The 12,139-nt window shown below is 47.4% G+C and carries 13 protein-coding genes, 1 pseudogene and 2 riboswitches; all 14 genes and pseudogenes read right to left on the bottom strand.

Annotated features, from left to right (window positions below; genetic code table 11):
• Positions 1-98 precede the first annotated feature (98 nt).
• The 14 genes and pseudogenes from CHL1_RS02210 to CHL1_RS02145 all read right to left on the bottom strand — a co-directional run bounded on the left by CHL1_RS02210 (position 99) and on the right by CHL1_RS02145 (position 12,119).
• Positions 99-482 (bottom strand): type 1 glutamine amidotransferase, encoded by a 384-nt coding sequence (locus tag CHL1_RS02210; protein ID WP_250936321.1) that lies wholly within the window; start codon positions 480-482, stop codon positions 99-101.
• A gap of 59 nt (positions 483-541) precedes the next feature.
• A pseudogene (locus tag CHL1_RS18615) lies at positions 542-811 on the bottom strand (type 1 glutamine amidotransferase); the annotation flags it as partial.
• A 478-nt stretch (positions 812-1,289) separates the two neighbouring features.
• Positions 1,290-1,478: riboswitch (cobalamin riboswitch) on the bottom strand.
• 89 nt (positions 1,479-1,567) lie between these two features.
• The gene (locus CHL1_RS02200) at positions 1,568-1,951 is read right to left on the bottom strand and encodes a bifunctional cobalt-precorrin-7 (C(5))-methyltransferase/cobalt-precorrin-6B (C(15))-methyltransferase (protein ID WP_250934515.1); all 384 of its coding nucleotides are present in this window, start codon (positions 1,949-1,951) and stop codon (positions 1,568-1,570) included.
• A complete protein-coding gene (locus CHL1_RS02195) occupies positions 1,896-2,147 on the bottom strand; it encodes a hypothetical protein (RefSeq protein WP_250934514.1) in 252 nt (83 codons plus the stop codon). Before CHL1_RS02195 ends, CHL1_RS02200 begins: the two co-directional genes overlap by 56 nt.
• Entirely contained in the window at positions 2,140-2,766 is a 627-nt protein-coding gene (gene cbiE / locus CHL1_RS02190; RefSeq protein WP_148637940.1) for a precorrin-6y C5,15-methyltransferase (decarboxylating) subunit CbiE, read from the bottom strand. Before cbiE ends, CHL1_RS02195 begins: the two co-directional genes overlap by 8 nt.
• On the bottom strand, positions 2,754-3,899 hold the full coding sequence (gene cbiD, locus CHL1_RS02185; protein ID WP_250934513.1) for a cobalt-precorrin-5B (C(1))-methyltransferase CbiD: 1,146 nt from the start codon (positions 3,897-3,899) through the stop codon (positions 2,754-2,756). Before cbiD ends, cbiE begins: the two co-directional genes overlap by 13 nt.
• A gap of 12 nt (positions 3,900-3,911) precedes the next feature.
• Entirely contained in the window at positions 3,912-4,652 is a 741-nt protein-coding gene (gene cobI / locus CHL1_RS02180) for a precorrin-2 C(20)-methyltransferase (RefSeq protein ID WP_250934512.1), read from the bottom strand.
• Positions 4,646-5,275, bottom strand: a complete 630-nt coding sequence (locus tag CHL1_RS02175; protein WP_228879276.1) for a precorrin-8X methylmutase — start codon at positions 5,273-5,275, stop codon at positions 4,646-4,648. The genes cobI and CHL1_RS02175 overlap by 7 nt, the downstream gene beginning before the upstream one ends.
• A 58-nt stretch (positions 5,276-5,333) precedes the next feature.
• Positions 5,334-6,008, bottom strand: a complete 675-nt coding sequence (locus CHL1_RS02170) for a GHMP family kinase ATP-binding protein (RefSeq protein WP_420840485.1) — start codon at positions 6,006-6,008, stop codon at positions 5,334-5,336.
• Positions 6,009-6,216: 208 nt separating this feature from the next.
• Positions 6,217-7,578 (bottom strand): cobyrinic acid a,c-diamide synthase CobB, encoded by a 1,362-nt coding sequence (locus CHL1_RS02165; protein WP_250934510.1) that lies wholly within the window; start codon positions 7,576-7,578, stop codon positions 6,217-6,219.
• Positions 7,579-7,657: 79 nt separating this feature from the next.
• Positions 7,658-8,935: a heme ABC transporter ATP-binding protein gene (locus CHL1_RS02160; protein ID WP_250934509.1), complete on the bottom strand. Its 1,278-nt coding sequence runs from the start codon at positions 8,933-8,935 to the stop codon at positions 7,658-7,660.
• A gap of 1 nt (position 8,936) precedes the next feature.
• Entirely contained in the window at positions 8,937-9,968 is a 1,032-nt protein-coding gene (locus CHL1_RS02155) for a FecCD family ABC transporter permease (RefSeq protein WP_228879290.1), read from the bottom strand.
• A gap of 94 nt (positions 9,969-10,062) precedes the next feature.
• Positions 10,063-11,019 carry an ABC transporter substrate-binding protein gene (locus CHL1_RS02150; protein ID WP_228879300.1) on the bottom strand — a complete coding sequence of 319 codons (957 nt, stop codon included), beginning with the start codon at positions 11,017-11,019 and terminating at the stop codon, positions 10,063-10,065.
• A gap of 107 nt (positions 11,020-11,126) precedes the next feature.
• Positions 11,127-11,319, bottom strand: a riboswitch (cobalamin riboswitch).
• Positions 11,320-11,324: 5 nt separating this feature from the next.
• The gene (locus tag CHL1_RS02145; protein ID WP_250934508.1) at positions 11,325-12,119 is read right to left on the bottom strand and encodes a sugar phosphate isomerase/epimerase family protein; all 795 of its coding nucleotides are present in this window, start codon (positions 12,117-12,119) and stop codon (positions 11,325-11,327) included.
• Positions 12,120-12,139: the final 20 nt, after the last annotated feature.

The raw sequence follows: 12,139 nt of genomic DNA, 5'->3' as shown, positions 1-12,139 counted from the left end.
TTTGATCAACTCTTTTGAATTTTAGAATTGCTTAAATAGATTCTGATTTATATTTACCCACTTTTTCACCAGTCAGTTGTTGTGAATAAAGATTTTTATTAAATCCGGTCAGCTTCAACCAGTAGTTTCAGCTGGTCTAAAAAAGCTGCCATCCAGAGATTGTCCTGAAGGATGTATTCCGGGTGGGCCATGACTTCCTCCGGCCGCTGTACAAAATCACTGGGGATCATTTCATCGCCGCAATTTTTAATCAGATCTTTAATAATTGCCTGGGTATTTTCCAGATGAAACTGAAAGCCAAAAACCCGTTTCTGGTAGACGAAGGCCTGGTTTTGACAGGCGGCACTGGCTGCAATGACGGTGGCCTCCGGCGGCAACTCGACAAAGGTGTCCCCATGCCAGTGAAACACGACTGGATTGTCCGGGAAAAAGGCAAACAGTGGCGATGCTTTGGCTTCTTCAAAAACGTGATCGGAAACCAACCGATTTCTTTTTGCTTATTTTTCACGACCTTCCCGCCGATGATATCCGCAATCAACTGACTGCCGAGACACAGTCCTAGGACTACCTTGTTGGCTTCAATAGCGGCTTTAATGAATGCTTTTTCGGCCTTCAGCCAGGGGTATTGCGCTTCTTCATAAATGTTCATCGGCCCCCCCATCACCACCAGCCAATCAAAATCACTCACCTCCGGCAGCGCTTCATCGTTATACAATTGTGTCGCAGTGACGGGATAATTGTTGGCTTGGGCCCATTTTAGAATACTGCCGGGATTTTCAAAGGCGACGTGCTGTAAATAGTGAATTCTCATCTGTGACCTTCCTATCTGAATAGTTATCAGTATTTTTTATAGCAAGTATACCATTTTCGGCGCTTTTTCAAAAATATTTTTTATTAAAAGAAATTTATTCCAATAAAAAAAGCGCATCCATAAGAAAATGCACTTCTTTTATTGGTGCTCAAATTTTTGGCCAGAAAAATCTAAGCAGAGGAATAATGTTTTCTATCAAAAATGTAAATTAATGAAAGCAAGGTAAATTCGGGGATGTCACACACCATCCCCGAGGAAGGGTATTAAATACTGACTTGGAGATGTCCCTTTATTCGAAGAGATTCTAAAATTGGCTAGGAGAAAGTAACCAACTGCCGGAAATCACACACTTCCCGGTTCGCTTGCGATCGTCACCGACGGCAAGACGAAAAAAAATCCTTCTCCAACGGAGAAGGATAAAAGAATCATACTTACAAATCTAAATATAATGCTCTTAAAGTCCTCTAAATCGGAGGTTGTTAAGAAATCACTACAAACAGGTCTTCTGGCTCAACAATCAACTTTCCATCTCCCTTCCCGCTAATTTCTTAACAGTGGTTATGAGACGGTCATCATGTTTTACAGCTGCGATTACAGCAAAGGATTTACACCTTTTTCCCTTGAATATAGGACAAGTTCACTATTTAATTGAATTCATTCTACACGAAAAACTGCTGCTTGTCAATAGCAGTTTTTCAGCAATTTTGAAACTGTCGCAAGCTTACCGACCAGTTTCACATATACCGAAACGGTTGTTTACTTCACATCACCCGTAATAATAAAAATTGGATTGGCGGCCTTTAACATCGTTAAACCACCGATGCCTTCGCCCCGGCTGATACCGACCTGAATCAGTTCGACATTGTCAAAATACTGATTCATCAACGTGGTGGCCTGGGCGGCGTTCTCCAGGGTCACAAAGTTGGCAATGACCCGGCCGCCGGGGCGGGTATTGGCTTTGCACCACTGAAAAAGGCTTTCCATATTCCCACCGGAACCGCCGATGATGACTCGGTCTACCGGCTCTTTGATTTCAGCCAGCGCCTCAGGCGCCTTGCCGGGAATAATCACCACGTTATCGGCATTAAAATGGTCTTTGTTTTTTTGCACCAGCTCCAGTGCTTTCTCTTTGGCTTCCACGGCATAGACCTTGCCATTTTCTGCAGCATAGGCCGCTTCCCATGGTCAGACCGCCGGTACCGGCGCCGATATCCACCACCACGTCACCCGATTCAATTCCCAGTAGCGAAATGGTTAAAATACGGATTTCCCGTTTGGTCATTGGGGCCTTGCCGCGAATATAGGCCTCGTCCTTGTATCCTGCTATCTTACTCATTGATCACCACCACGACTGCCAGTCCTTCCTCCTGATAAGTCAGGGCTTCTGCCACCGTTAGTCGGGTGATCTTTTCATTGGGATAGGACAGCTCTTCACCGACATAAAGAATACTGTTCTCGCAACCGGCTGTCTGCAGGATTCCGGCAATAAAGGCCGTATTATTATTTTTGTCGGTAAGAATACCCAGCTTTTTGTTTTCTGCCAGCGCCGCCGCCAAATCCTGATCCCGACCGTGCAAGCTCAAAAGCCTCGCATCCTCCCAGCTAATAGCCAGTTTGGCAAAAAAATACTGCAGTGAGCTGATCCCAGGAATACAGACAATGTCCTTTTCCGGCACCAATTTTTTTGCATAGGTCAGCAGACTATAAAAACCGCAGTCCCCGGAAACTACCAGGGCGGTTTTGCGGGTCTGATAGCCCTTAGCAACCTTTTCCATCAGCTCACTGAGAGGGGTTCCCTTGCCGATAAAAAGCATCTCCTTGCCACTGGCATCAAAACTTTCGGCGTGGCGGGTGCCACAGAGAATCACTTCCGCTGCGGCAATTTCTTTTAAGGCGATCGGTAAGATATAATCCGGATGCCCCGGTCCCAATCCAATAATTTTTAATGGGTACATAATCGTTTCCTCAACTCTTCTGCGTCTTTGCTTTGTCCTAAAAAGCCATGGATCTTGGAAAACAGCACCACTTCGATATCAATAGTGCCATAAACCCGATCAGTGACTTTCTTCTTTACCACTTCGGCCAGCTGATTAAAATAGTCCGGCAGATTTTCGGCCAGGATTATATCGGTGGCTTCGTCGGTAGTTTTGGCGGCCATGATTTTTGCCATGGTATCCCGGGATGCACCCAGGATACCGGCATGGGCGGTCAGAATCTCCATCCGGCCATCAGCCACGCTGCTATGGGTATTAAATATTCCGCCCGCTACCTTGACAAGCTTACCCAGATGCCCAATTAAAAGAATTTTATCAAAACCCATCCGCTCGGCCTCATCCAGCATAAAGCCGATAAAATTGCTGGTCTTAACCAGCACATCTTCATTAAGCCCCAGTTCCTCCGAGAAGTCTTTGCCATAATTGCCGGGCACAAAGATGATTTCATTAAAGCCCTTGGCATGAAGCACCGAGAGTTCCAATTTCAATGAAGCTTTCCAGGCCTCTTCACTCATCGGTTCCACAATGCCGGTGGTGCCGATAATTGACAGTCCGCCTTCAATCCCCAGCTTGGGATTAAAGGTGCGCTTGGCCAGCTCAACTCCCTGGGGAATCGACAGCTCCACCTGCCAGCCTTTGGGTAAATCGGGCCGATGCTTGATGGCATCAGAATCCAGAACCGCACGAATTTCCTGGGCGATCATCTCTCTGGGGGTGGGATTAATGGCCGGTTCGCCCGGGGGGATGCTCAGTCCCACCGAGGTCACCGTCCCAACGCCAATGCCAGCAATAAAAGTGATCCCGGCCTGATCAGATGGGATCACCTTTGCAAAAATCTTAATGCCATTGGTCACATCCGGATCATCCCCAGCGTCTTTGACTACCGAACAGGACGCTTCGTACTCGGAAAAAGTCTGATCATGAAGCACCAGATCCAGGGGCCAGCCTTTGGGCGTATTGATTTTTACCGTATCCCATTTCTGCTGATTTAAAAACATCAGCAGGGCGGCTTTGGTGGCCGCCGTCGCACAGGAACCGGTGGTATAACCATAACGCATTATTTTGCCATTTTTTTCGACGGTTTTATTAAACATCAAAACCCTCCCTTACTGAAGGGGATAATTCTTCTTGATTAATAAGGTCGATAAGTAAGGAATCTTACCCTTTAACACCTCAATATCCCGGATCACCTGCTGGGTTTCCATGCCAATGTTGGACACCAGCACAAAACTTTTCTCCAGCCCTCGGGCTTCCAGCTCCGCTGCCATCCAGGCATTGTTGGCAGAAATCTTCATCACCACAATGTTCTGGTGGGCATCCAGAATTGCCCGGATTTCTTCCTCCGGCTGAGTCATGGCTACAATCCCTAACGACTCTTCGCCCTGGGTCAGCGGAATATTCAGTTGGGCACCTAAATTGCAGAATGACGGCACCCCGGACAGGGTGACCACTTCAATGTTGCGTTTTAACAGATATTCCATCACATAGGAATAAGTACTAAAGACCATTGGATCACCCAGGGTAATAAAGGCGACATCTTTGCCCTGGTTAAGGAGTACCTCTATTTCGTCGGCATTCTCCTGCCACTGTTTTTCAAGAGCTTCCCGTTCTTGAGACAGGGAAATCATTGGGAAGTTCATTTCAATGACTTTTGATAAATCGGAAATGTGGCTTTTAACTATTTCAAAGGCAACACTGGTGCTGCCCATTTTTTTTACCGGTGTAATCACCGCATCACAGGCATCTAAAACCTTAGCCGCCTTAACGGTCAGCAGATCCGGATCGCCGGGACCGACTCCGATGCCGTAAAAAATTCCTTTTTTTGCTGCACTCATGATCTTTACCATTCCCTTCCCAATTGATAAAGCATGGCGTTAAGAATAGCAGCCACTACTGGACTGCCACCTTTACGGCCGTTGATTCGGATGACCGGGCTGTCAATCTGATCCAAGGCTTCTTTTGATTCGGCTGCACCGACAAAACCGATGGGGGCACCAATGATCAAGGCTGGTTTGGCAGTACCCTGTTTGACCTGTTCAATTAATGTATAGAGCGCAGTTGGCGCATTACCGATGGCAAAAATACCGACGCTGTCGTCTTTTAAGGCTTTTTCCATGCTGACAGTTGAGCGGGTAACGCCACGTTCTTTCGCTTCAGCAGCGACATCGGCATCATGAACGTAATTAACAATTTCAATGCCGTGATCGGCCAGTGCTTTTTTATTGACGGCGACCTGAATCATCCGGGTGTCGGCGTAGATTTTTTTGCCCTGTTTCAAGGCTTCCATCCCACTTTCATAGCCACCATTTAAAATTTCCAATAAATCGGCATATTCAAAATCAGCGGTGGTGTGAATGATTCGTTTAACCATCGGGGCAATCGCTTCCGGGAAAACCTTGTCTCCCAGTTCTTCGGTAATAATCTCAAAACTACGCTCTTCAATTTCTCTCGGGTTGTTAATGTATTCCATCTTGTCTCGCTTTCGTAAATGAATTTTTTTATTTATTGCATCAATCGATGCTCTATTTTTACACCGTTTCGGTGATAATTTTTATTCCGCCGGGGATCAGGCGATTGTGATAGATTTCGGCGTAAACCGAATCGGGAACAAATTTTTTAAAGGCCTTGTGGAAATCCTCTTCCTGAAAATCACCCTTGTCATACATAATCCCAATCACCGTGCCACTATGGCCGATGACGGTGCCCAATCCGCCAAAATCCCGGGACAAATCAATCAGGCAACTCAGATAGTTCTTGTTTAACCGTTTCTGGTTAAGCAGAGCGCTCTTGGTACAAGCCGCGCCGATATCTTTCAGGCTGTTGGTGCGCACCCCTTGTTCAAACTGAGCGACAATTTCGGCAAAGGTTTCTAAATCCTCTGGTGAATAGTCATCCTGGGTTTCATTAAAGGTCATGGTATCAATGCCGCCATGAAAATCAACAATCAGGATGTCCGCCGACACGGTGCCGTCAAATTCCTTTAGCACCGAGCCACTGATATGATTAAACAAATTTAATTCTTCAAACATCAAATTATCGGAGGGCTCAATGGTCGTGCACAGGGCACCGATCTCTTTGGGGGTCAGACCCAAGTTAAAATATGCCGAAAGTCCGGCGGCCATGCCGGCAATGTCAGCGGTACTGCTGGCCATGCCTTTCTCCAGCGGAATCTCGCTGGTCATGGTAACATGCAAATGCTCCATTTCCGGCTGGGGAATTGCGAAGTGCCGGAAAACTGCTTCGACCAGTTTTTTTGTTTTGAGTTTAAGACACTCAATATTCCCCGGACCTTCTTCAAGAATAATCCGGGAATAACGGTCAATCGGGCTGGATACCAGACAGGGGCTGCCATCATACCAGCCCTGGATGTATTCATGCCGCAGGTGCCCGGGGTTTTAACTGTAACCCGCCTCATGCCTGCCCCGCTTGGTGCTCAAGAGCCACATTTAAGAGACTGGTTAAAAACAGCGGATTGCTGTAAAAATGAATATGAGGATAGCCAGCCAGAACGTTTTTCTGGCGATAGCCGCAAGTCCAGGTTTTACCTTTTTTGGTGATCACATAGGCAGTCGGCAAGGCTTCGGTGGTACTCACCAGACTGTGATGAAATTCGTGTCCCCGGATCTCGATGGTTTTGCCGCACAGATAGGCGGCGATATTGACATAGCCAAACCGCTGCAGCCGTTTGGTCATCTGGGCATCGGCCTCGAAAAAGCCCACTGCCGGATTGGTTTCACCGCTGTTTAAGGTCATCGAGTTGGTTAAATACATCAGCCCGCCGCACTCGGCATAGCAGGGTAGTCCGGCTTCCAGCTTACTTTTGATATCGGCGATCATTGCGGTGTTGGCTGCCAGCTCGGCGCCGAAGATTTCCGGAAAGCCGCCGATATATAGGCCGTCGAGTGATTCAGGTAGACTTGCATCATTTAATGGACTGAATTCGACCACTTCCACCCCGGCATGCTTAAGCGCCATAAAATTGTCATCATAGTAAAAATTAAAGGCCCGGTCTTTGGGCACACCAATGCGCAACCCCTGATATTTAGTGGCATAGTCTGAAAAGGGATCGGCAAACGGATCGACCAGTTGGTCGTGCTGGCTGATTTTCCATAAGGTATCGAGATCAATATGGGCTTCAGCCAGCTCACCGGCCTTGTCCACCTTGTCCCGGAAATCAGCAATCTCTTCCACTGGCACCAGCCCCAGATGACGGCTGTCCATAACAATATCGGGATTGTTGGGGAAATACCCCAGACAGGTCACATCGTTATAGGCTTCTATCATTTCTTTTAATAAGAGATAATGGGATTCGGTTGAGATCCGGTTGATGATGACCCCGGCAATTTTGGTATCGGGATCAAAATCGACATAGCCTTTAACCATTGCCGCCGCACTTTTGGCCATGCCCCGACCATCGATGATTAGAATCACCGGCGCATCAATGGTTTTAGCCAGATAGGCGCTGCTGCCGACATCCGATTCCAAACTATGGCCGTCATAAAGACCCATCACCCCTTCAACGATACCCAGATCTTTTTCTGCCAGACGACGGGAGAATAACCCCCGGATCGTTTCTTCGTCTAACATCCAGGTATCCAGATTAATGGACGGCTCGCCGGTTACAAAGCGGTGAAACATCGGATCAATGTAATCCGGCCCGGTTTTGAAGGGCTTTACCCTCAGTCCCCGTTTCTTGAAGGCTGCCATGATGCCCATGGTGACGGTTGTTTTGCCGACGTTACTGCTGGCTCCGGCCAGCATAAAATAATTCATAATTGTGTCTCCTTTTTCCAATGACATATCTCGTTATTCGCATTCACTGATCGACCGCTAAAAACCGTTTAATACGAAATTATTTATCTTCAATTAGCGTCAAGGCTTTAACTATTTCAATAAATTCCTGATGATCATCAATTTCATTAACCGTCTTGTGCTTTTTGATCGCTTCCAGCCGCTTTTGCAGCTGACCTTCGGTAAAATCATTATTCAGACAATTGCGGTGGAAATATATCTCCCCCGGTAGCTTTTCCAGACCGTTTAGATTTGTAATGTTGCCGTGGCCAAAGGGCAGATCAGAAATCAGAATCAGGTCGCTCTTAGCCATAACGGCCAGGTTTTTAACCTGTTTTTCACTGCTGATGACCGTAAAGGGGCTTTCTTCAATCATCGGAATCCCCAGTACATCACAGATAGTCCAATCATCGCTGCCCTGGTTGACCACCCCGGCGGTGAGCTGATGACCCATGGCTTCGAGTTCTTCAAGCACCTGGGACGCCCTGTTGCCGCCGCAAATCACATGAATCCGCAAGCTGCGGTAGTCCTCCGATTCTTTAATCACCCGCAGGGGAATAATTTCCGGTTTTCCAAACAGCTTGTTCTCCTTGATAAACATTTTCATCTCATAGACTTTTTTAAGGTTTTCTTCGGTGATCACATCTTTGGGGATGCCATCGACAATCGCCTTGCCGTCTTTCATTAAAATCAGGCGGTTACAGTAACGGGCCGCCAGATTAATATCATGCAGCACGGCCACCACCGTCATCGATTTTTTCAGATTGAGATCGCGAATCAGCTCCATCACTTCAATCTGGTGGTGGATATCGAGGGCCGAGGTCGGTTCATCCAACAGAATAATGTCCGGTTCCTGGGCAATCGCCCGGGCAATAATCACCCGTTGTTTTTCCCCGCCGCTGAGATTATTGTAGAGCCGTTTTCTAAACGGGAGGGTCTTGGTAGCCCGCATCGCCTCCGTCACAATGTGGTAGTCATTCTGACTTTCCCTGGTCCGATAACTTAAGTAGGGGTTTCGTCCCATCAGAACAATATCCTCAACGGTAAAATCATAGTCGATATCAAAGGACTGGGGTACCACTGCAATCATCTGGGCCCGTTCCCGTTGGCTATAGCTGGTATTGTCCTTTTCTTCCAGGGTGATGACCCCGGATTTCACCGGCAACAGACCAGACAAACATTTGAGCAGAGTCGACTTCCCGGTGCCGTTAGGACCGATCAGGCCGACAAACTCACCCTGGCAGATGGTGGCGTTAAAGCCCTGCAGGATGTCTTTTTCACCATAGCCGGAGACCACATCCTTAAAATCCAGCATGACTTTTGGCATTAATCGTTCCATCTCAGGCACCTCCCTGCTTGCGTTTTCTAAGCAGATAGACAAAGAAAGGCCCGCCAAAGGCGGCGGTGATAATCCCAACGGGAATTTCCTGCCCGGCCACCGTTCGGGCCAGGGTATCGCAAAGAATCAGAAACGCCCCGCCAAAGAGCAATGAGAATGGAATGAGTACCCGGTGTTTGGGCCCGGTTACCAACCGCACAATATGTGGCACCACCAGTCCCACAAAGCCGATGATCCCAGTTACCGAAACCACCGCCGCCGTCAGCAGGGACGAGGTAATCAGAATTTTCTTTTTTAACCGTTCGGTATCGACGCCCAGCTGGGTGGCGGTTTCCTCGCCCAGGAGCATGATATCGAGCTCCCGCACTGAAGTCAGCATGATCATCCCGCCAATCAGCACATAGGGCAGGACTGTTAAAACCTGATCCCAGCCCTTGCCGTTTAAACTACCCATGATCCAGAACATAATCTGGGTCATCTCTTCCTGATTAAAAATCATCAGTAGATACATAATCGCACTGATGGTTTGACCAATGGCAATCCCGCTGAGCAGCAGTGTCGCCACCGGTACCTTGCGCCCAACCCGGGAAATATTATAAACCACCAGAATCGTGGTAAAGGAACCAACAAAGGCTAAAATCGCCGTACCATTCATTCCGAACAAACTGCTGGAAAAATTCATGACAATACCAATCGTCGCCCCCAGCGCCGCCCCGGAGGACACTCCTAAAATATAGGGGTCGGCCATAGGGTTTTTAAAAATGCCCTGGTAGGCGGCGCCACAGATAGCCAGCACTCCACCGGTAATAAAGGCCAAAATAATCCGGGGCAGACGGACATTCCAGATAATCGCAATGGCCCCGTCACTGATATTTTCCATCCCAAGATCGATATGAAAAATCTGATCCAATAGAATTTTATTGGCATCCCAAAAAGAAATCGATGCCACCCCCAATAAGGTACAGACGTAAATGATGATGATGCACATGGCAATGGACAGGATGATGCCATATTTCTTGACGGTATTCTTCATGTATTCTCCCACTAATCGTTTTGTCTGTTCACCCCCTGAGTCTCTCTACTTAAGAAAACCAGGGGGCGAACAGCCTTCGCCCCATCAGACAAACTTATTTGGTAAATATTTCCGGATAAATGCTTTCGGCAATTAAGGCCATCCCCTCAATAATTCGGGGACCGGGCCGCTGAATCATATCACTTTCCGGGGTCAGGTATTCAAAGTAGATCAGTTGATCATTAATGATCGCATTGATCTTATCAAAACCAGCGGTGGCTTTAACATCCTCCGGTTTGGTATAAAGCGAAATATAAACATCCGGATTATCAGCAATGATTTCTTCGGTGCTGAGCTGCGGCCATTGTTCTGCTCCATCAGCGGCAATATTGACGGCGTTCAAATCGGTCAGCATCGAATCCAAAGTGGACCCGGGACCAGCGGTATAGAATTTTCCGATATCAAAGAAAACTGACTTTTGGGTTTTGGCAGTCTTCGCCTTTTCGATTAACGCTTCTCGGTCAGCTTGCATTTTTTTAACTATTTCAGTCGCTTTGTCGTTGGCATTGGTGACCTCGCCAGCCTGAACAATATTGGCCAGGACGCCGTCAATATTGGCAGCATTAAAGGTAATTACCTTGGCGCCAGTGGCTTCCAACTGTTGTTTGATATCATCGGAGACAAAATCCGAGGCCACCACAATATCCGGTGCCAACTCAATAATTTTTTCCAGGGTTGGTGCGTTAAAACTACCAATATCGGTCACGGCTAAAGCGGCTTCGGGGTAATCACAGTATTTGGTCCGTCCGACGACCTTGTCCCCCTGATCCAGGGCAAACAGGATTTCGGTTGTTGCCGGAGACAATGAGACGATCTTCTGGGGTTCTTTTTCAATGGTCACTGAATTACCGGCATTATCGGTTACCGTGACCGGGTAAGTAGTCGAGCCGCTTTTTGTTTCGACGCCTGATTCATCCGCTGTCGTTTTGCCTGGCTGACAGCCGGTAAAGGATACCATTAAAGCAATCACAGCAAGAATCACCAACCAATTTCGCATGCTTTTCTTTTTCATTTTCGTCCTTCTTTTTCTTTATTTTTTTGCATTTTTTTTGCAAAAATAAATCCAGCTTCCTGTGGAGGCTGGATACTAAACAAACGGTTTAATCCTGTTCTTCCCACCGAAGAATATCAATGATTATGAGTGTCCTGACTTATGCGTATTCTTGATTCTCACTTCCCATCCTTAAAGACAGTGGCACAAAAATCTCGTTGGCAATTACAGTAGCGGGGGCTGTAGAGGTCTTCCACCTCTTTCCTCATCACTTCTTTATTTATATTAGTGGCAGTGTATCATAGAATCGGCAACTTTTCAATTGATTATTTTTGCGGTGGTTTTTCATCATTTATGGCCAGACTCTCAAGCACCGCCCGGGCAAAATCAAGCGGTTCCTTTTCCCGCCAGTCTTCATTGGCCAGCACCTCGTAGGAAATGGTCGTAATCGTTGGCACGGTCAGAATTTCGGCCATTACCTGATCTAAGGGAATGCTGCCTTCGCCGGGAATCCAGTGACGGTCAGCCTTAAAATCATTGTCGGACAGGTGCAGGGCCTTAAGCCGGTCTTTATGCTTTTTTAGAATCCGGCCGCAGTTCTGTTCTTCCAGAAAATCGTGGGAGCTGTCATAGCACATCCCAAAGCGGGGGGCATTAATCTGATCGAGCAGATAACAAAGCAGATGCTGGCGGGAAACATTTTCCACCGCCAGATCGACATCGTATTTTTCGGCGGCATCAGCCAGCTCGGAGAAGAAGGCCAGGCCTTTATCGAGATCCGGCTCAAATTCATCGAGATCATTGGTGTGCATCACCATCGCCGGGATTTCAAAAGCCTGGCAATCTTTGAGATAATCTTTGAACATCTGCAGCTTGGGTTTTATCTCCATCCGGGAGGCGGTCCAGATGTCGCTGTAGCCGATAAAGGGGGCATGGATATTGGTGATCCCCAAACCGTTTTTTCGAACCAACTCCGGGAATTCTTCTTTTTTTAAGGCCCAGGGCTCAAACTCATCCTCCCAGGAAATCATCACCTCATCAAAACCGGCATCGGCAATGATTTTGATGCGGTCTTCAAATTTCATAAAATAGCCAAACCAGGAAAACATACTATACTTCATAATGGCCTCGCATTCTCAAA

This window comes from Acetobacterium wieringae (assembly GCF_023700225.1).
GTDB lineage: Bacteria > Bacillota > Clostridia > Eubacteriales > Eubacteriaceae > Acetobacterium > Acetobacterium wieringae.
Note: the sequence above shows the minus strand (reverse complement) of the source record. Positions and strands in the feature narration are given on the sequence as shown.

Excerpts from the sequence above, each read along its gene's own strand:
- CHL1_RS02195 (WP_250934514.1), bottom strand. The coding sequence starts at position 2,147 with ATGAGTAAGATAGCAGGATACAAGGACGAGGCCTATATTCGCGGCAAG.
- cbiE (WP_148637940.1), bottom strand. The coding sequence starts at position 2,766 with ATGTACCCATTAAAAATTATTGGATTGGGACCGGGGCATCCGGATTAT.
- cbiD (WP_250934513.1), bottom strand. The coding sequence starts at position 3,899 with ATGTTTAATAAAACCGTCGAAAAAAATGGCAAAATAATGCGTTATGGT.
- cobI (WP_250934512.1), bottom strand. The coding sequence starts at position 4,652 with ATGGTAAAGATCATGAGTGCAGCAAAAAAAGGAATTTTTTACGGCATC.
- CHL1_RS02175 (WP_228879276.1), bottom strand. The coding sequence starts at position 5,275 with ATGGAATACATTAACAACCCGAGAGAAATTGAAGAGCGTAGTTTTGAG.
- CHL1_RS02170 (WP_420840485.1), bottom strand. The coding sequence starts at position 6,008 with ATGGAGCATTTGCATGTTACCATGACCAGCGAGATTCCGCTGGAGAAA.
- CHL1_RS02165 (WP_250934510.1), bottom strand. The coding sequence starts at position 7,578 with ATGAATTATTTTATGCTGGCCGGAGCCAGCAGTAACGTCGGCAAAACA.
- CHL1_RS02160 (WP_250934509.1), bottom strand. The coding sequence starts at position 8,935 with ATGGAACGATTAATGCCAAAAGTCATGCTGGATTTTAAGGATGTGGTC.
- CHL1_RS02155 (WP_228879290.1), bottom strand. The coding sequence starts at position 9,968 with ATGAAGAATACCGTCAAGAAATATGGCATCATCCTGTCCATTGCCATG.
- CHL1_RS02150 (WP_228879300.1), bottom strand. The coding sequence starts at position 11,019 with ATGAAAAAGAAAAGCATGCGAAATTGGTTGGTGATTCTTGCTGTGATT.
- CHL1_RS02145 (WP_250934508.1), bottom strand. The coding sequence starts at position 12,119 with ATGAAGTATAGTATGTTTTCCTGGTTTGGCTATTTTATGAAATTTGAA.